The following is an 18,525-nucleotide window of genomic DNA, read 5'->3' as shown; positions in this document are numbered from 1 at the left end:
TATGATTTAACTGTAAAATTCAGGTTTTAATAATCCGATATACGGCAGATTGCGGTATTGCTGATCGAAATCAAGTCCGTAGCCGACGACGAAGCCGTCAGGAATTTTAGTTCCGATGTACTTCACTTCAACATTAAGTTTTCTTTCAGGTACCGGTTTGTCGAGCAGCGTTACAATTTCAATTGATGCCGCTTTGCGGTACGTTAAAAATTCGATGATGGAGTTTAAAGTTGTGCCTGTTTCTACGATGTCTTCGACGATAATTATATGTCTGCCTTCTACAGATGTAGATAGATCTTTCAGGATTTTTACTTCTCCTGTCGATTTAGTGCCGACGTAGCTCGAAACATCCATAAAATCAATTTCCATATGTGTATCGATATGTTTAATTAAATCTGCCATGAACATAATAGAACCTTTCAGGAGTCCTACCAGCACCGGCTTTTTACCTTCGTAGTCGTTCGTAATACGTTCGCCGAGATTTTTGTTAATTGTTTCTATATCTTCAACCGATAACACAATCTCGCTTATATCATTTTGAATTGTCATCATTAAACTCCTTCGTAATTCTTAATAGTCTGTTTTCAGATGGTTCAATTATATTATAAATTGTTCCAACTGCAATAATAATACCGTGTGAATTTACCGCAACCGGCATTTTCAGCCGTTCATCCGCCGGAATTTTTTTATCGATAAACAGCCGGCTGATTTTTTTCGTGCCGACGTTGTCAATATGAACTTTGTCACCCGCTGACTTCATACGCAGTGTCAGCGGCAGTTCAGACTCCGGCAAGTTAACAGTAATATGATAGTCATTATAAATAAACTCGCCGTTATGCTCAATAGATAAACGGGATTTCACCGGCTCTTCTTTTGCTGTTTTTGTATAAAAACAGTCGTATTCAATATGCACAGCGGCATGTCCTGCATCAAATACAGTCTGAGCAACCGTTCCCCGAAGGACGGCGTCGAGCGAGTCCAGTGCCTGACGGCTGATCCGCACCCCTCGTTTGTTCAGCATTACCGTCAGAATATACCTTCTGATTATTGCGCTATGTTTCATATATTCGCGTCTAGACAGCTTGCTGTTCTTTCCCTCGATAAATTCTTCAGCGTAATTATAAGCAAAATCACTGAGTTCATTCATATCTTCCCTGACATAATCCAGCTGTCCGATATCCAGTGCAGCTGATTGTTTTATCTTGGGAATAATATGATGTCTCACATAGTTCCTCGTATAATCATCACCCGAGTTGCTCGCATCTTCAAAGTACGTGATGTTATGCAATTCCTGGTATGACTGAATATCCGCTTTAGTCACTTTCGTAAACGGACGGACAATCGTATAGGCTCCTTTGTCCCGCATTGCGGGAATCCCTAAATTCCCGTACAGGTGACGTCCGGTCAAGAGCTGCTGCAGCACAGTTTCATACTGGTCATCCCGATGATGCCCCATCAGTAAAAAGCTGATTTTTGAATCTTCCAGCACACTGCGGAAAAATTCGTAGCGTTTTACTCTGCCCGCGTCCTGCGAAAAGCCTTCTGTGAAATTCAGCACCGCCGTTTCACAGCAGACACCGTCTTCTTGAGTCATGTTTTTTATATATACCGCTTCTTCTTTTGATGCTTCTCTGACATTGTGATTGACGTGAATGACCATCAATTCATTATATGTATGTTTGTATTCATTGGTCAGGAGGTGATACAGCACCATAGAATCTATGCCGCCCGACAGCGCCAGTGCGATATCGTCATCCACGTCCCACGCAGTATCGATCTTCAGTTCCATCGTTCACCGCCTCCTTATTCCAAATAAATAATAAAAAGGCTAGAGCGAATTGCTCCGGCCTCTTAATTTGATTATTTACGACCGCCGCCGCCGCGACGTGATTCAGTTTGTCTTTTAATTGTAGACATTCTTTCTTCACTGTCTTTCAGAAAACCTGTTAATTTCTTTTCAAAGTCTTCCGGAGATGGTGTTTTCACACGTGGTTTCGGTTTTGGTTTATCCTGCGCTTTTTTAATCGATAAGCTTATCTTATTATCGTCACCGATCGTTAGCACCTTGACTTCGATTTCATCTCCGACTTTTAAATGTTCGTTGATGTCTTCTACGTACTTATCTGCTACTTCACTAATATGAACTAATCCTGTTTTGCCGCCTGGCAATTGAACAAATGCACCAAATGGTTTGATTCCTGTTACTTTGCCGATTACTTTACTGCCCGCTTCAACTGACATATCTTATTATTATCCTCCCAAAATCATTATACATTTCTATATTACCATTAAATAAAAGAATAATCATTATATAAGCAATGATTATTCTTCACCCTGCTGCTGTTCTTTTTCCTCTTGATCAGGAAGATTAAAGATCAATTCTCCTTCTTCCGATAAAAAGAATTCACTGCGTGCGATGCGCAGAATGTAATTATCATCGTTAAGCTGTCTGATCTGCTGTTCCAGATCGGAGTGCTGTTTATTTTTATCTTCAAGCACTTCAGTGGTTGCCAGTACTTCGTTATGCAGTTCTTCATTTGCCTGTTTCTGATTGAATGCCACGAGCAGAAGTACAATGGCGACCCCGAGAAGGATACCTCCAAAGAACATCGTACGGCGGCGTGACACACGTGATTCACTCGCTAACTGCTTCTTTTCGCTATCGCGTTTTTTCGTATAGTTATTCAGGAGCCGGACTACCTTGTTGCTCACATTGTCACATCCAATCTTTTAGTCTTGTATTCACTATCTATTATATACAAGATACAGGAAAAATAGGTGACAATCTATTAAAAATCTGATTCTTTTTCAATTTTCTCTTCATTTAGAACTTTGTACATACGTTCCGCTTCTTCTTTTTTCGCTTTTTCATTTAATTCCAGTATTTCGTACGTCATAATACTGCGTCCGAAACGAATTTTAAGCGTATCGCCGGCAGCAAGTGCAGTACTTGCTTTAGCTGCGCGGCCATTCACTTCAATTCGGCCCTCGTCACTGATTTCTTTCGCGAGCGTGCGGCGTTTAATAATTCTTGATACTTTTAAAAATTTATCGAGTCTCATGAATATCATCCTCTGTAATAATTTCATTCAGCGGTTTCTCATGATGAATTGTTTCCTTCATCCACTTCAATACCGATACCGCATATTCTTTTTCATGCTTAACTTTTGGTTTCTTGCCTTCTGCTGCTTTAGCTTTCGCCCAGACTTCATTCAGCTCATCCATATTGTTCACTGTAGCATTGCCGAAAACATGCGGGTGACGATGCACTACTTTCTTATTCAGCGAACTGAGCACGTCATAAAAATCAAAGTAGCCGTCTTTTTTGCCGATTGCTGCATGCAGTGCAACCTGGAGCAGGATATCCCCGAGCTCTTCTACCAGTCCGTCATCATCCTGCTTTTCAATCGCTTCGATTACTTCGTATGATTCTTCCAGAAGGTAGCGTTCCAGCGATTCATGAGTCTGTGTATTATCCCATGGACAGCCGTCTTCGCCGACAAGTGTATCGAATACATTGATCATATGTCCGATTGTTTTGTTCTCATACATTTCCCCGGATACTTTTGGCATAAACATGCACAGGAGATTCGAATCCGGTACATGGAAGTCTATCTCGGCAATTGTACTTTCGATAATGTTTTCATCGGCACTCCCTGCTTTATCGACTAAATATACCAGCGCATCATAATCATAGTACTCCAGCAGTGTTACTTTTACTTCGCTGACAGACAGCTGATCGTAGACTTGCGTAATCAGCGTATGTTTACGGTAATCGAGATCCCGCATATCGAGCGCTGTGCCGTCCAGCAGCTGGAAGTTTTCATTCACTGGTATTTTAAGTGCCGTAATCACATCGTCGATAAAACTCTGGCCCCCGGCAATTTCAACATTCACTTCGCCTCTGTCCGCCGCTTCAAGAAGACGCTCTGTCGTCGTCTCATAGACCATCGGGTGACCCGGGACAGCGTAGAGTACATCTTCCGTTCTGGCAGCTGTCAGCAATGCTGTTGTAATCTCTTCATACGTATCCTGAAACGTGTCTTCGCGCTCGTAGTACGAATCAAAGCTCGTAATTTCCACGCCTTCATCCTGCAGCATTGCAACTGCCGGATGATCCATCGTGCGCACGAATAATTTCTTCGTATTTTTAAGCTCTTTATAAATGCCAAGCGGCATTTTATCTGTATCCGATGTGCCGAGTCCGATAATTCTTACAGTATTCATCTGACTGCCTCCATTCTGCTGTCTTGTATTGCACTCATAATACTAACGAGTTCTTTAATGTTTTTAGAGCGGATTGTTAAATGAATTTCCCCATCTTTAACTGAAATCTTCAGTATTCTGCTGTAATCCTGTGTATCCTGGAATAATTTCTCGCCGCTGATTTCTTCCGTTGCCGATTTAGATACGTTCAGATAATAATGACGTGCATCCTCAGACACTTTGTATATGCCGTACATCAGTGCGTACACTTTTACTTTAACCAGTTCGATTAAATTCACCACTTCTTCAGGGTATTCACCGAAACGGTCGATCAGTTCATCTTCAATATCCTGAATATCTTCAAGCGAATTCGCTTTTCTTAAACGTTTGTAAATATCGATTTTCGACTGTTCATGCGTAATGTACGTCGCCGGAATATAGGCATCTGCTTCAATATTAATTGGAATACTGACCGGTTCTTCCACTTTTTCAATACCCTGTTTTTCCTGCACTGCGCTTTCCAGCATGTCGCTGTACATTTCATAACCAACCGAGTCGATAAACCCGGACTGGTTTTTACCGAGCAAGTTGCCCGCCCCGCGGATATTAAGGTCGCGCATAGCGATTTTAAAGCCGCTGCCGAGCTCCGTATATTCTTTAATTGCTTCAAGACGTTTTTCCGCTACTTCCGTCAGCACTTTATTCGGCTGGTGGAAAAGATATGCATAACTGATTCTGTTGCTTCGTCCGACACGGCCGCGAAGCTGATAGAGCTGGCTTAAACCGAAGCGGTCGGCATCTTCTATTATCAGCGTATTAGCATTTGGCACATCCACACCGGTTTCAATAATCGTCGTAGTTACGAGCACATCGAATTCGCCGTTAACAAAAGCGAGCATCGTCTCCTCAATTTGCTTTTCAGTCATCTTCGCGTGCATGACACCGACCGATGCATCCGGGACAAGCATTTCAACGTGTGCCTGCTTGTTATAAATCGTATCGACTCTGTTGTGCAGGTAAAACACCTGTCCGTTTCTGGAGAGCTCGCGCTCAATTGCTTCCTTAACAAAGTTGCCGTTAAATTCGAGCACGTACGTCTGTACCGGGAAGCGGTTTTCAGGCGGTGTTTCTATAACCGATAAATCCCGAACTCCTGTCAGACTCATATGAAGTGTTCTAGGAATCGGTGTTGCTGTTAAAGTCAGCACATCAACGTTATTTTTTATCTGTTTAATCGCTTCTTTATGCTTTACTCCGAAACGCTGTTCTTCATCGACGATTAACAGTCCCAGATCTTTATATTCAATCGATTTGCCGAGTATTTTATGTGTCCCGACAACGATATCGATGCGGCCTTCTTTTAAGCCTTCCGCTGTTTCACGGTTTTCTTTTGCTGTTCTAAAACGCGACATCATCGCAACATTGACCGGATAATCTTCAATCCGTTCAATTAAACTTTCGAAATGCTGCGCTGCAAGAATCGTCGTCGGCACGAGAAAGGCGACCTGTTTGCCGTCCTGCACTGCTTTAAACGCTGCACGGATGGCAACTTCGGTTTTACCGTAGCCGACGTCGCCGCATAAGAGACGATCCATCGGTTTCGTATCTTCCATGTCTTTCTTAATTTCATTTACGCTCGCAAGCTGATCCGGTGTCGGTTCGTACGGGAAGCGCGCTTCAAATGCATCCTGCATTTCCGTGTCCGGACTGAACTGGAAGCCTTTGGCCTGTGCACGTTCCTGATACAGCCGTATTAATTCTTCCGCGATATCATTAACATTCGATTCCACTTTAGCTTTGGTTTTCTTCCATTCAACACCGCCGAGTTTGTGCATTTTAGGCGAACCGTCGTCACTTGCAACATATTTCTGCACGAGGTTCATCTGGTCAACGGGAATATAAAGCTGGTCTGTACCTTTGTACTGCAGCTTCATATAATCGCTGTGAATACCGCCGACCTGCAGCGTTTCTATTCCTAAATATCTGCCGACACCATGATGCACATGGACGATATAATCTCCGACGTTTAGTTCCTGATAAGATTTAATCTTTTCAGCGTTGGAAATTTTCTGTTTGCGCTTTTTACGTTTTTGAACTTTATTGTACAGCTCTTTCGATGTTAAAATCGCAGCGCTCATATACGGCAGAATAAACCCTGTCGCCATGCTGCCGATTGTCAGAACAATTCCTGAGTTTTTCGGAATATCTTTAATAAAACTTGGAATTTTTAAATCTTCAAGCAGCTGTTTTGTCTTATTGAGTTCATCCTCATCACGGAGAATAATATTGACCAGATAGTCATTTTCCAGCATACCGTTCAAATTCGATGCGAGAATATCATACTGGCCGTAATAGATTTCCGTCGGTTTTACAGAAATCTTAATCATTTCACCAATTGAAACGGGCATGCTTTTCATGAATAAATTGAAGTACGTTACACCTTTAATATTTAACAGGCGCTCGTACTGGCCTTCCAGATAATTGGCAGCACCCGTAAACATCTGGCCTGCTTCAAGCACAGAGCCGAAATAGTTATGCACTGCTTCAAATTCAGCATCATATGATGATTTTACCGCACCGACATCATCGACAAAAACCCGGTGCCGGGCCGTTAAATAATCGAGCAGTGATTTGTCGTGACCTTCCAAGAGATGCGCAAACTGCACGAGATGGTTTACCAGCTGATCCGGATGCGTAACGACATCATAATATTCTTCGAGTGCATCTTTCGTCACACCTTCAAGTCCCGCTGAAGTCTTTTCGTATAATTCATCGATTTTATCGAGCAGCTCTTCGCGCTCGCTTGCCTCGACAATATATTCTGCATACGGTTCAAGTGTAATGCTGTCGATATTATTCAGTGAGCGCTGTGTTTCAGGATCGATTAACCGGAGCGAATCGATTTCATCATCAAAAAGTTCGAGACGAAGAAATGCATCGTGCATATATATATCAAAGATATCACCGCGCACTGCAAATTCTCCGAAATTCTGCGCCTGGTTCATACGTTTATAACCCAGGCTGACAAGGAATTCTATCAGTTCATCATAATTCACCGTACCGCCGAGATTCAGTGTTCTTTCGTAGGACAGCAGCTTCTCTTTCGGCATTAAAGGTTTTAAAAGGCCGTGTACAGGTACGATAAAGAGCCCTGGTTTCTCATGAGCAAGTGCATATAATGCAATCATTCTTGCTTTCATAAAATCAGGGCTTTGCTTTGATAAACTTTCAATCATAATGTCGCCGACCGGGAATGTATATACATTATCCATCACGTCCATCATGCTGTTCGCCAGTTTTTCCATATGATGATTGTTTTCAACGAAAACGACATGCGGTTCTGCCGAAAGCTCTGTCAGCTCTTTCAGCAGTACCGGTTTAAAGTCATCATTCACACCTGTGACGAGCAGGTTTTTATCACTCTTATAATTGACAATACTTTTGACACGTTCATCATTTAATATTCTATCACTTATTTTTTTATGCATTGACATCACCATTGTATTCATTCATCACGTCTAGGAACGGCCCGGAGACAAAGCTCTGACATGCTTTACTCGACACATCTAGCACCTTATCCAATGTTTTTGAATCCGCTTCAGGGAATCTGCCGAGCACATAATTTGTTACCGGCATACCTGCAGGCGGGCGTTCAATACCAAGACGGATACGATTATATTTTTCACTGCCGAAATGCTGCGTGAGCGATTTAATGCCGTTATGTCCGCCGCCGCTTCCTTTTTGGCGCAGACGAATTCGTCCAAGCGGTAAATCGAGATCATCATAAATAACCACGATATCTTCAAGTTCAATATTGTAATAATCAACGAGCGGACGCACACCTTCGCCTGATAAGTTCATAAATGTCTGCGGCTTAACGAGCATCACTTTTTCCCCGTTTAATAATCCTGTGCCGAAAGTACATTTAAATTTAGTTTTATCAAGTTCGATGTTAGTATCGCTGCTCAGTCTGTCTATCGCCATAAATCCGATATTATGACGAGTCTTATCATATTTGGGGCCTGGATTACCAAGACCGATAAAACACTTCATTCCATCACCTCATAAACGTTAAAAAAGGCGATGGAAAGTCCACCGCCGTTGTTATTTTTAATTATTATTCTTCGTCTGCTTTGTCATTTTTCTGAGCAGTCGCTTCTACTTCAACACTTTGTTCTTCAGCATCTTCGTCTACTTCCGGCTCTTCAGTTGGAGCGCTTATGATTACTAATGCATCAGCATCTTCGTTTTCGATAACGAAGTTGCCTTTAGAGCGGATGTCTTCAACGTGAATTGAATCTCCAACATTAAGGTCAGAAATATCTACTTCAATAGTTTCCGGAATGTCAGCAGGCTTAGCAGTTACAGACACTTCGAATAATGGCTGTTCAAGAACGCCGCCTTCTTTTTGTCCTGGTGCTTCACCAGTTAATTCGATTTGTACCTCAACCGTTACTTCAGTCTGCATGTTAATTGCAATAAAGTCGATGTGAGTAATTTGGTTCTTAAGTGCATCGAACTGGTATTCGTTAACCATTACCTGAGTTACGCCATCAGCGATTTCAAGGTCGATAACACCGTTACGTCCGACTTCGCGAATTACTTTAATGAATTCGTTCTCGTCTACCGATAATGATGTATTTTCTGTTTCAAAACCATATACTACAGCAGGTACTTTACCTGTGTTACGTAATTCTTTAAGTTCTGATTGTTTTGATTTCTCAGCTCTTGAGTTTGAGGCTAATTTAGCCATAAATATTTCCACCTTTCATCTAATACAAGTCTTTTATAATAACGCCTATCCTAACACATAGCCACGCATTATAATACCACAAAATACACAAGTTTGTAAAAAAACTGTTAAATTATCATGTTTGGTCGAATAAAATACTTACCGACTCCTGCTCGTGAACTCTCACGATAGCCTGTGCAAGCAGATTGCCAACAGACAATTCCGTAATCTTGTTAATTTTCTTTTCTTCAGGAAGCTGAATAGAATTCGTTACGATAAGTTCTTTAATAACAGACTCTTCGATACGTTCTATTGCAGGACCTGACAGCACCGGGTGCGTACAGCATGCGTAAACATCTTTGGCACCTTTGTCCACTAATGCCTGCGCTGCAGTTTTAATCGTACCGCCTGTGTCGATAATGTCGTCGATAATGATCGCTGTTTTACCTTCGATTTCACCAACAATATTCATTACTTCTGACACGTTCGGGCGCGGGCGGCGTTTATCGATTATTGCAATCGGAGCTTTCAAACGGTCTGCCATGCGGCGGGCGCGGGTTACTCCGCCGTGGTCAGGTGACACGATAACCACTTCATCCAGATTAATATCTTTATGGTCAAGGAAATAATCGCTTAAAATTGGCACTCCCATCAGATGATCGATTGGAATATCAAAGAACCCCTGGATTTGAGGTGCATGAAGATCAAGTGCAATTACACGGTGTGCACCTGCAGTTTCAATAATGTTTGCAACAAGCTTCGCTGTAATTGGTTCACGTGCACGACTCTTACGGTCCTGGCGGGCGTAGCCGTAATACGGCATAACAATATTAATCGTGTTAGCCGATGCACGTTTAAGTGCATCAATCATAATTAATAATTCCATCAGGTTTTCATTTACCGGCTGGCTTGTCGGCTGAATAACGAAAACGTCACAGCCGCGCACACTTTCTTCGACGTTGACCTGTACTTCTTCGTCTGAAAAACGGTTTACAGTGCACTTACCAAGCGGAATACCGATATGATCCGCGATTTCATGCGCTAGGGGTTCGTTACCTGTCAACGTAAATAATTTCATCTTACCAGAGTGTTTGTTTTGATTACTAGAAGCTAACATTCTTGATCCTCCAAGTATTATTTTTTATAATATCCTTCTTTTGTCGTCTGCTTATTTCGTGCAATCGCCAAACTATCAGCCGGAACATCATCTGTAATCGTTGACCCTGCCGCCGTTATAGAGCGATCTCCTACCGTTACAGGAGCAACAAGGTTCGTATTACAGCCGATGAATGCATCCGCACCGACTGTCGTTTTAAACTTATTGACACCATCGTAATTAACAGTAATTGCGCCGCATCCGATATTCGCCCGTTCGCCGATTTCCGCATCGCCGATATAGCTCAAATGTGATACTTTTGCGCCATCTTTTAATTCCGATTTTTTGACTTCAACAAAGTTCCCGATTTTCACAGCGCTGCCGAGTTTCGCTCCCGGACGCAGCTGTGCATATGGACCGACTGTCGTGCCGCTGCCGACTTCTGCATCGGTAACAACAGAATGTTTAATTTCTGTGTTATCACCAATCATACTGTCGCTGATTTCACAATTGGCCGAAATAATCACATTTTCACCGATTACCGTATCGCCTTTAATAACAGTGTTAGGATAAATAATAGTATCCATCCCAATTCTAACACTTTCATCGATGTATGTGTTCGCCGGATCGATAATTGTTACACCTTGTTCTAAATGTTTCTCATTAATGCGCTTTCTTAAAAGTTCTGACGCACGTGCGAGCATAATTCGGTTATCCACATTAATAATTTCATCATTATCCGCGGTAACAAACACACCGACACGGGCGCCTTTGCTGCTCAGCAGCCCGATTGCATCGGATAAATAGTACTCCTCGTCCGGATTGTCATTCGATATTTTATCAAGTACTTTAAATAATTCGCGGTTATTAAAAACCGCCGCACCAGCACTGACTTCTTTAATTATTTGCTGTTCTTCTGTAATCTCAGTTTCTTCCAGTATCTCTTTTACCGTACCGTTTTCTTTGCGGATTACACGGCCGTAATTTTTAGGATTATGTGCATATGCTGATAATACTGTTGCTTTTAACCCTGTCTCATTGTGATCAGCTATCAGATTACTGATTGTTTCCGGAGAAATAAGCGGTGTATCGCCGAAGATTATCAATGTACTGCCTTCAGACCCGCTAAGTTCCGGTGCTGCACTGCTGACTGCATGCGCTGTACCGCGCTGCTCTTTTTGAACCGCGACTTTAACATCATCAGGTAAAATTTCAGTTACCGCGTCATGCCCTGAACTTGACACAACGTGAATATCGCTGATTCCAGCAGCCTTCACATTATTAATTACTCTCGTAATCATCGGGATTCCACAGACCTCGTGCAATACTTTCGGTTTCTTTGAATTCATTCTCTTGCCGACACCTGCAGCAACAATAATCGCTCTCGTTTGCATAATTAACCCCCATTTTAATACGATAAACTAATTATATTTCAGTCTATGTTATCTTTCAAGACGAAACTCAGGCCAGGCCATACCGGCCCGGCCTGAGTTGTTCTTTTTATTTACTCTCTCCAGCAGTATCCTCCGATACTTCCGGTGAGTCTTCATTTTTTACGCTCTCTTCTTTAGCAGCATTTGAATCCGCAGCTTTGTCTTCATCAACCTGTTCTGCTGTTTCTTCATCCTCTGCAGGATCCGATTCAACAGTCGGTTCACTTGCCTGTTGCTCTTTGTCTTCAGCTGTATCAGCAGTTTCTTCATACACACGCATCACTTCTTCCTGCACATGTTTACGCATGTCGGAATTAATCGGATGGGCAATGTCTCTGAACTCTCCGTCAGGAGTGCGTTTACTCGGCATTGCGACGAACAGTCCATTGTTACCGTCTATTACACGTAAATCATGAATAACGAATGACTCATCAAATGTGACAGAAACAAGAGCTTTCATTCTTGTATCCTGATTATTGACTTTTCTTAATCTTACGTCTGTTATTTTCATGTGTCTGTTCCTCCATAGATTTATGTTTTAGATCTTTTGTGTAAAACCTATCTAGCTGAGAACCCCACTAAAATCAACAGTTACTCGAAAGATGCAACAACCTCAATCTCCACTTTTGCATCTAATGGGAGACGACTAACCTCTACACATGATCTTGCAGGTAGTTTACCCGTAAAGTACTTCGAGTAAACTTCATTGATGACTGCAAAGTCATTCATATCAGCGATGAAAATAGTTGTTTTGACAATATTACTGTAGTCCAGTCCGGCCGCTTCAAGCACGCCTCCGATATTATCGAGAACCTGTTTTGCCTGTTTCGCAACATCGTCTGAAACAATTTTACCTTCCATTGTTAACGGCACCTGGCCTGAAGAATAAAATAAATTCCCCGTTCTTACTCCGTGGCTGTATGGTCCTACTGCTGCTGGTGCTTTGTCAGAATTAATTGGCTGCATCTTAATCATCCTCCGTAATTTGAATAAAATCTATTTGTCTGTAATGTAATCTAAACAGTTTCCCTCTTCAACTACAAATGATTCGTTATATTCATCGATTTCCGATACTTTAAGCAGTGATGTGTAATCGTTAAATCTGCGGTTCGCTACTTCTTTTGCTTCAACGAGCACGCTGACGCCTACTACTGTCGCATTGAACTCCTCCATCAGATTCGTCACACCGGTAATCGAACCGCCCGCACGAAGGAAATCATCTACTACAAGGACGTTCGAACCTTCCTTAAGTGTGCGTTTTGATAAGACCATCGTCTCGATTTTACGCGTCGAGCCGGAGACGTAATTTATCGATACTGTCGAGCCTTCTGTTACTTTGTTATCTTTACGGATAACAGCAACTGGCACATTCAGCTTACGGGCCACAGCATTTGCGAGCGAAATTCCTTTCGTTGCAATCGTCACGACTGAATCGATTTCCAAATCGCCGTACATTGTGGCGATTAAATCGCCGATATCGTTCATCATTTTCGGGTTGCCCATAATATCAGACATATATAAGTAGCCGCCCGGAAGCAGACGTTCATTCGCTTCAAGATCCGTTTTGAACTCTGCAATGATATCTTTTGCGCGTTCCACACTGATTTTCGGAATGAACATTGCGCCGCCGTTGGCACCTGCTGTCGTTTGCAGCACCCCTAAGCCTTCAGCATTGAAGACATCTTTAATAATGCGGATATCTTCACTGATTGAAGACTTCGCCTGGCTGAATTTATCTACGTAAGTTGTTAATGGTATCAATTTGTTTGGATTTGTAATTAAATGCTGCGTCATGTAGACGAGCCGTTCACTGCGTTTATATTTCATAACCTAACCCCTAAACCGTATTATATGTACTAATTTTACCATATAAGTTCGGATTTTAATACTTATCCAAGCAATCTAATCCGATAAACTTCAGCACAGCATCCCTTCATTGCGTTGTACAAATGTACAGACTGCCTTTCCTTTCTGACAATACCGAACACTGTCGGTCCGCTGCCGCTCATCAGTGCGCCGTCAGAACCAGATTCTTTCATATTGCTGAGCAGTTTTCTGACCTGCGGATATTTTTTAACTGTTACTTCCTCAAGATCGTTTTTTAATGTGCCGAGTATTTGTTCATAATCTTCATTTACAATTGCCTGTTTCATTAAGTCTGACGCTGGTTTGTTTTTACCCGGCTTCAATGCGCCGTAAATTGTTTTTGTCGACACGCTGATAGACGGCTTTGCAAGTACTACCCAGGCGTGCGGCGGCCTGGGCAGACGTTCGATAATCTCACCGCGTCCGGTCGCAAGCGCCGTTCCACCGTATACACAAAATGGAATATCAGAACCGAGTTCGCTGGACAGCTCTGCCAGTTCATCGAGGCTGATGCCGAGATTATACAGCGCGTTCATCCCCCTGAACGTCGCGGCGGCATCGGCAGAGCCTCCGGCTAGACCTGCAGCAATCGGAATATGCTTATCAATATTAATGGTAACACCGGTTTTAATCTTATAACGGCGCATCATTAATTGAGCCGCCTGATACGCTAAGTTGCGTCTGTCAGTCGGTACAAACTGATGATCTGATTCAATGATGATTCTTCTGTCCTTACGCTTTTCAAACGATAAATTATCGTTCAAATCGACAGTCGTCATAACCATACTGACTTCGTGATAACCATCATCGCGTTTATACAGCGTATCCAATGTTAAATTAATTTTTGCTGGTGCGATTTCATAATGCATAATTCATAGTCCTTTGCCAGATTTTTTTCGAAATATATATGTGTTATTTTATCATATAACAAAGATGAATATTGCTGATATTTTCAGGTTGTGATATTTGGATGCCGCTGCCGGCTTTGACGAAGACGTTTAAATGCCTTTAAGTGTTGTCGTTCATCACGACGAAGACGTTTATTAAATAAAAACACCGGACCCCCTTTAGGGTTCCGGTGCGCAATTATTAGTTACTCATCATTTTTACGTTTATTAAATGCCCACAATACAAGCAGGAAGCTGACTGCAACCCATGCAGCAAGAATGATAAATTCCATCGCTCCGCCGTTTCCTTCAAGGACAAACATATGCTGATAAATCGGGAAGTATTCTGCAATTTTAATCGCTATGCTGTCAGGATCTGTAATAAGCATTTCTATATAAGGTGTAAAACCGAAGATGAACATAATCGGAATAATATACACGGACGTTGTAGCGACTGATTTTACAACAAGTCCAAGTCCAATTCCCATATTCAGGAAAAATAGACCCGTCAATACAAGGCTGATTATGTTTTCCAGCGTCCAGTAGTTTTCAGGACCGATAATCATAATTGAAGCGACGAGCGAGATAATTGTCATTAAAGTAACCACCATGCTCTTGCCGAGAATAATATCGATAATTGTTGCCGGTGACTGCAGCAGTCCTCTTAACGTATCTTTCTCATTTTCTTCAGCAATCATCGTCATCACTGAACTGAATATTACTGCCGAGAAGACAACACCTGCCAGAATCCCGAGTATTTCTGGAGGCATCTCACCTTCTGCCCCAGCTCCAACGCCGACTCTCGAGAAAAACACTGCCATCAGTACCGGAATAAGCACCGATGTAAACAGCATCATATTTTTCATAAATTCTTTTAGATCTTTTTCAAATATGGCCATCATTCTTGTCATGTTCATTTAAACCAGCTCCTTACCAGTTACTTTTTTAAATACTTCTCCGAGTGTCGGGAAATCCGTTCTGACATCGGCAACTTCTGAGTTGAACAGCACATTATCAAGCAGCTGTTTGTTCTTCGCAGTTCTCTCTACTGTTTTCACCGTGCCGTCAGTGTACGTAATATGCACTTCATCGCGTTTATATTTATGTCGTAGGTCAACAGGCGCACCTGAATCCTGAATTACACCCTGATATAAGAATGCGACGTTATCGCAGAGACGCGTCGCTTCATCCATATTATGTGTCGTCAGTAAGATTGTCGTACCGTCATTTCGCAGCTCTTCCAGCATGTCGTGAATTTTCTCAGTTGTCGTCGGATCGAGTGCCGAAGTCGGCTCATCCAGGAATAAAATCGCAGGTCTGTGAATGACCGCCTTACATAACAGTATCCTCTGCTTCATCCCTTTCGATAATTTCGACACTGTTTTATCGATTTCACTTTCGAGACCTACATCTCTTAACACTTTCTCGACCGACCCTTTTGGTGCATTGTAGAGCTTCCTGAACAGCTCCAGGTTATCTTTGACCGTCAGTCTGTCATATAAAGAACTTTTATCCGATAAAATCCCCAGGCTGCTGACGTAGTCGTTTTTACTGAACTGTTTATAGCTGTAGCTGTTCACATGAACATCCCCGCCCGACGGTTTGAATTCACCTGTCATTATTTTAATCGTCGTTGTTTTCCCCGAACCGCTCGGCCCGAGCAGTCCGAATATTTCACCGCGCTCTACATTAAAAGTAATACCGCGAAGGGCATCTTCGCTGCCGAATGATTTTTTTAACCCATCTACCTGAATCATACTCATATTGATAACCTCCATTTATTTTGTTTGCTGATGTCTTAACTAAAGTTTACAGGCAAAATAAAAACACCGCGATATAATCACGGTGAGTTGTAGGAAAGCAATATTGAGCTGTATAAATTTAATGTCTGCTGTACCTGTCTATTTTCAAAGTGTACTCCAGACAACTGAACTGTACTACAGTGTTTTAGTACGCTTCAACACCGCAATATAGACTAGGAATACTGTTGCGATAAGCCAAATCGTTAAAATAACGCAGGGCATTATTCCGGCGTTATTATGTATCGCCATCATTTGATACACGGGAGTCAGTCCCGCGATAGCAATAATAATATTCCCCGCCGGCAGATTCAATGTTTCAACAATTGGTGTCATACCGAGGAAGAATAAAATCATCGCGCCGTAAACTGTAGATGTTGACTGCAGTTTAGCAAGCAATCCTGTCCACAGTCCGAGATTTAAAAATATTACTGCAGCTGCTGTATACCCAATCATTATTTGAAAGCTGACGATATACAAGCCGTCTATAATAATGAGGGATACCACAGTCACTACTGCGGTGACGATCAGTGTCAGTATGCTTCTTCCAATAAGGCCGTTCATCAGATCACTCTTCGTATGGGTCACAAGTTTTAAAGTCCCGTGTTCATTTTCTTCTGCATACAGCATCAGCGGAATATTTGTTGCCATTGCCGACAGCGCGGTGCCAAGTACAACAAAAATCATAATATCCGGTATCTCTGTTCCCTCAAGGCGCGGAGTCATGCCGTATAAGCCAGCCATGGCAGGCGGCATAATGAGCAGTATCAGTACCGCATAGTTCGTTAAAAACTCCCTCAGATCTCTGTAAATCGTCGCCCGTATTTTATATATATTCATATCGTCACCTTTTTATTTTATAGTTTTACCAGTTTCTCCTGAATTTCATTAAATTTTGCGCGTGACAGCGGGATTTTTGATTTTTCCGGGTTGTCGATAATTACTGAGTAAGTATTCTTTGACCACGTAATAATCTCTTTTACTTTATGAAGATTCACTACATAAGAACGGTGACAGCGGTAAAATCCATGCTGCGTGAGCTGGCTTTCAGCACTTTGCAGCGTCGATTCCATCACGAACTTCTCCGCGCCGAGATTAAGATACACTTTGCCATCCTGGCTCTCCAGATATTCAATATCTTCAATTGTAACGAAGATTGTTTTATCGTGTGCTTTCACTTTAATTTTACTCACGCTTCCATCCGGATCATCATCGGCGTTATCCGTCGTCTCCACTATATGAAGTCCCTGTTCATTTATTTTCATAACATCAGGCTGTGCGATAAATGCATCTTCCAGTCTGGATGCTGCAACAAGCAGTGATTTCCCTTGATTCATGAGCTGTTTTTTCATCTTATGAAACAAATGAATGTTATCATTAACTGTATTTAAAAAAGGATCTATAAAAACAATGTCTTTGTTGCCGCTGAGCAGTGCATGAATGTAATCTAATTTTTGAATTTCCGTCCTGTTCAGCTTCGACAGGCTCGTAGAAGCATCGGAAATATTAAACTGCTGTATTAAATCTGCGGTTTTTAGAGGACTGTTGTACCATTTTCTTAAGTATTCAATATGAACTTTTAAATTCAGCCGTTTATAATACATTGGCTCACCGGAAAACACATGTACCCCAGCATTATGTAATGAACCTGAAAATGATTCGAGGAGTTCATACGGTATTTGTACAGCGAGACTTTCACTATCGGTCATTTTAAGTCTTTGTTCTGATGGACGACCGGTTATTTTTTGAATTTCTATATCCATATTTATTGCTCCTAGTGTATGAAATCTATTTAAATTTACCATGTAAACGTAATCATGACAATTTATCCAAAAAAATTGAGCAAAGGCCTTTATTTCTATATCGAAATGCTGTATATTGATAAATAGTTACAAAATGTAACTTGATTATAATAACACACCGGAGGAATTATATAATGACTAAAATTGGTATCGTTACAGGTAGTACACGTGAATCACGTGTTAACATGCAAGTTGCAGAGTGGCTTAAAGACTTTGCTGAAAAATTAGAAACAGGTGCTGAATTCGAAATCGTCGACATTAAAGATTACGACGCACCATTATTCAAAGAAGCTTTACCACCGGCAATGGCTAACAAACAGTACGGTTCTGAAGTTATTAATAACTGGTCTGCTAAAGTTGATTCACTTGATGGTTTCATCTTTGTTACTCCAGAATACAATAAAGCAATTTCACCAGCACTTAAAAACCTTCTTGACTACATCGGACCTGAATTCGGCAACAAAGCAGCAGGTATCGTTGGTTACGGTTCAACTCTAGGTGTTGCAGCAACACTTTCACTGCGTCAGATCCTTTCTAACTTCAACATGGCAACTGTTGGACCATTTGGTGCTTTCAGCTTGTTCACTGATTTCGAAGAAATGTCTAAATTCGCACCTGCTGAATTACACACCCCGACTATCGAAGCTGTAATCACTACTACAGTTAACTGGTCTAACGGACTTAAAACAATTAGATAATTATAG

19 protein-coding genes and 1 pseudogene are annotated in these 18,525 nt (G+C 41.8%); 1 reads left to right on the top strand and 19 read right to left on the bottom strand.

Annotation, left to right across the window (positions count from 1 at the left end; genetic code table 11):
* Positions 1-6: 6 nt before the first annotated feature.
* From hpt to H625_RS0111745, 19 genes and pseudogenes are all read right to left on the bottom strand, one after another.
* Complete coding sequence (gene hpt / locus H625_RS0111835) at positions 7-549, bottom strand: hypoxanthine phosphoribosyltransferase (RefSeq protein WP_425402161.1); 543 nt, start codon at positions 547-549, stop codon at positions 7-9.
* Entirely contained in the window at positions 533-1,789 is a 1,257-nt protein-coding gene (gene tilS, locus H625_RS13140; protein ID WP_051239093.1) for a tRNA lysidine(34) synthetase TilS, read from the bottom strand. Before tilS ends, hpt begins: the two co-directional genes overlap by 17 nt.
* 71 nt (positions 1,790-1,860) lie before the next feature.
* Positions 1,861-2,241: a S1 domain-containing RNA-binding protein gene (locus tag H625_RS0111825; RefSeq protein ID WP_026860106.1), complete on the bottom strand. Its 381-nt coding sequence runs from the start codon at positions 2,239-2,241 to the stop codon at positions 1,861-1,863.
* An 81-nt stretch (positions 2,242-2,322) separates the two neighbouring features.
* A complete protein-coding gene (locus H625_RS0111820; protein WP_026860105.1) occupies positions 2,323-2,712 on the bottom strand; it encodes an FtsB family cell division protein in 390 nt (129 codons plus the stop codon).
* A gap of 77 nt (positions 2,713-2,789) precedes the next feature.
* Complete coding sequence (locus tag H625_RS0111815) at positions 2,790-3,062, bottom strand: RNA-binding S4 domain-containing protein (protein WP_026860104.1); 273 nt, start codon at positions 3,060-3,062, stop codon at positions 2,790-2,792.
* Positions 3,049-4,227, bottom strand: coding sequence for a MazG nucleotide pyrophosphohydrolase domain-containing protein (locus H625_RS0111810; RefSeq protein ID WP_026860103.1), 1,179 nt, complete (start codon positions 4,225-4,227; stop codon positions 3,049-3,051). The genes H625_RS0111815 and H625_RS0111810 overlap by 14 nt, the downstream gene beginning before the upstream one ends.
* Entirely contained in the window at positions 4,224-7,694 is a 3,471-nt protein-coding gene (gene mfd / locus H625_RS0111805) for a transcription-repair coupling factor (protein WP_026860102.1), read from the bottom strand. The genes H625_RS0111810 and mfd overlap by 4 nt, the downstream gene beginning before the upstream one ends.
* Entirely contained in the window at positions 7,687-8,259 is a 573-nt protein-coding gene (pth, locus tag H625_RS0111800) for an aminoacyl-tRNA hydrolase (protein ID WP_026860101.1), read from the bottom strand. The genes mfd and pth overlap by 8 nt, the downstream gene beginning before the upstream one ends.
* Positions 8,260-8,323: 64 nt before the next feature.
* Positions 8,324-8,959, bottom strand: a complete 636-nt coding sequence (locus tag H625_RS0111795) for a 50S ribosomal protein L25/general stress protein Ctc (protein WP_026860100.1) — start codon at positions 8,957-8,959, stop codon at positions 8,324-8,326.
* Positions 8,960-9,074: 115 nt separating this feature from the next.
* The gene (locus H625_RS0111790; protein ID WP_026860099.1) at positions 9,075-10,016 is read right to left on the bottom strand and encodes a ribose-phosphate diphosphokinase; all 942 of its coding nucleotides are present in this window, start codon (positions 10,014-10,016) and stop codon (positions 9,075-9,077) included.
* 56 nt (positions 10,017-10,072) lie between these two features.
* Positions 10,073-11,428 carry a bifunctional UDP-N-acetylglucosamine diphosphorylase/glucosamine-1-phosphate N-acetyltransferase GlmU gene (gene glmU / locus H625_RS0111785; protein ID WP_026860098.1) on the bottom strand — a complete coding sequence of 452 codons (1,356 nt, stop codon included), beginning with the start codon at positions 11,426-11,428 and terminating at the stop codon, positions 10,073-10,075.
* A 297-nt stretch (positions 11,429-11,725) separates the two neighbouring features.
* Positions 11,726-11,978: pseudogene (gene spoVG / locus H625_RS13940) on the bottom strand (septation regulator SpoVG); the annotation flags it as partial.
* 80 nt (positions 11,979-12,058) lie between these two features.
* Positions 12,059-12,433, bottom strand: coding sequence for a RidA family protein (locus H625_RS0111775; RefSeq protein ID WP_026860097.1), 375 nt, complete (start codon positions 12,431-12,433; stop codon positions 12,059-12,061).
* A 30-nt stretch (positions 12,434-12,463) separates the two neighbouring features.
* Complete coding sequence (gene purR / locus H625_RS0111770; protein ID WP_026860096.1) at positions 12,464-13,294, bottom strand: pur operon repressor; 831 nt, start codon at positions 13,292-13,294, stop codon at positions 12,464-12,466.
* Positions 13,295-13,356: 62 nt separating this feature from the next.
* A complete protein-coding gene (gene ispE / locus H625_RS0111765; protein WP_026860095.1) occupies positions 13,357-14,202 on the bottom strand; it encodes a 4-(cytidine 5'-diphospho)-2-C-methyl-D-erythritol kinase in 846 nt (281 codons plus the stop codon).
* A gap of 224 nt (positions 14,203-14,426) precedes the next feature.
* Positions 14,427-15,137, bottom strand: coding sequence for an ABC transporter permease (locus H625_RS0111760; protein WP_026860094.1), 711 nt, complete (start codon positions 15,135-15,137; stop codon positions 14,427-14,429).
* On the bottom strand, positions 15,138-15,983 hold the full coding sequence (locus H625_RS0111755; protein ID WP_156897240.1) for an ABC transporter ATP-binding protein: 846 nt from the start codon (positions 15,981-15,983) through the stop codon (positions 15,138-15,140). It abuts the gene before it with no gap.
* Positions 15,984-16,157: 174 nt separating this feature from the next.
* Entirely contained in the window at positions 16,158-16,859 is a 702-nt protein-coding gene (locus tag H625_RS0111750; RefSeq protein WP_026860092.1) for a hypothetical protein, read from the bottom strand.
* 17 nt (positions 16,860-16,876) lie between these two features.
* Entirely contained in the window at positions 16,877-17,782 is a 906-nt protein-coding gene (locus H625_RS0111745) for a LytTR family DNA-binding domain-containing protein (protein WP_035785985.1), read from the bottom strand.
* A gap of 173 nt (positions 17,783-17,955) precedes the next feature.
* Here H625_RS0111745 and H625_RS0111740 point away from each other — a divergent pair, with 173 nt between their 5' ends.
* Entirely contained in the window at positions 17,956-18,519 is a 564-nt protein-coding gene (locus H625_RS0111740) for an NADPH-dependent FMN reductase (protein ID WP_026860090.1), read from the top strand.
* Positions 18,520-18,525 lie beyond the last annotated feature (6 nt).

Source organism: Jeotgalicoccus psychrophilus DSM 19085 (assembly GCF_000425845.1).
In the GTDB taxonomy this organism is placed as follows: domain Bacteria; phylum Bacillota; class Bacilli; order Staphylococcales; family Salinicoccaceae; genus Jeotgalicoccus; species Jeotgalicoccus psychrophilus.
The sequence above is the reverse complement of the archived record's forward strand: the minus strand, read 5'-3'. Positions and strand labels throughout refer to the sequence as shown.

Excerpts from the sequence above, each read along its gene's own strand:
- H625_RS0111775 (WP_026860097.1), bottom strand. The coding sequence starts at position 12,433 with ATGCAGCCAATTAATTCTGACAAAGCACCAGCAGCAGTAGGACCATAC.
- H625_RS0111755 (WP_156897240.1), bottom strand. The coding sequence starts at position 15,983 with ATGAGTATGATTCAGGTAGATGGGTTAAAAAAATCATTCGGCAGCGAA.
- H625_RS0111815 (WP_026860104.1), bottom strand. The coding sequence starts at position 3,062 with ATGAGACTCGATAAATTTTTAAAAGTATCAAGAATTATTAAACGCCGC.
- pth (WP_026860101.1), bottom strand. The coding sequence starts at position 8,259 with ATGAAGTGTTTTATCGGTCTTGGTAATCCAGGCCCCAAATATGATAAG.
- ispE (WP_026860095.1), bottom strand. The coding sequence starts at position 14,202 with ATGCATTATGAAATCGCACCAGCAAAAATTAATTTAACATTGGATACG.
- H625_RS0111795 (WP_026860100.1), bottom strand. The coding sequence starts at position 8,959 with ATGGCTAAATTAGCCTCAAACTCAAGAGCTGAGAAATCAAAACAATCA.
- tilS (WP_051239093.1), bottom strand. The coding sequence starts at position 1,789 with ATGGAACTGAAGATCGATACTGCGTGGGACGTGGATGACGATATCGCA.
- H625_RS0111825 (WP_026860106.1), bottom strand. The coding sequence starts at position 2,241 with ATGTCAGTTGAAGCGGGCAGTAAAGTAATCGGCAAAGTAACAGGAATC.
- hpt (WP_425402161.1), bottom strand. The coding sequence starts at position 549 with ATGACAATTCAAAATGATATAAGCGAGATTGTGTTATCGGTTGAAGAT.
- H625_RS0111750 (WP_026860092.1), bottom strand. The coding sequence starts at position 16,859 with ATGAATATATATAAAATACGGGCGACGATTTACAGAGATCTGAGGGAG.
- H625_RS0111760 (WP_026860094.1), bottom strand. The coding sequence starts at position 15,137 with ATGAACATGACAAGAATGATGGCCATATTTGAAAAAGATCTAAAAGAA.
- mfd (WP_026860102.1), bottom strand. The coding sequence starts at position 7,694 with ATGCATAAAAAAATAAGTGATAGAATATTAAATGATGAACGTGTCAAA.
- H625_RS0111745 (WP_035785985.1), bottom strand. The coding sequence starts at position 17,782 with ATGGATATAGAAATTCAAAAAATAACCGGTCGTCCATCAGAACAAAGA.
- purR (WP_026860096.1), bottom strand. The coding sequence starts at position 13,294 with ATGAAATATAAACGCAGTGAACGGCTCGTCTACATGACGCAGCATTTA.
- H625_RS0111790 (WP_026860099.1), bottom strand. The coding sequence starts at position 10,016 with ATGAAATTATTTACGTTGACAGGTAACGAACCCCTAGCGCATGAAATC.
- glmU (WP_026860098.1), bottom strand. The coding sequence starts at position 11,428 with ATGCAAACGAGAGCGATTATTGTTGCTGCAGGTGTCGGCAAGAGAATG.
- H625_RS0111740 (WP_026860090.1), top strand. The coding sequence starts at position 17,956 with ATGACTAAAATTGGTATCGTTACAGGTAGTACACGTGAATCACGTGTT.
- H625_RS0111810 (WP_026860103.1), bottom strand. The coding sequence starts at position 4,227 with ATGAATACTGTAAGAATTATCGGACTCGGCACATCGGATACAGATAAA.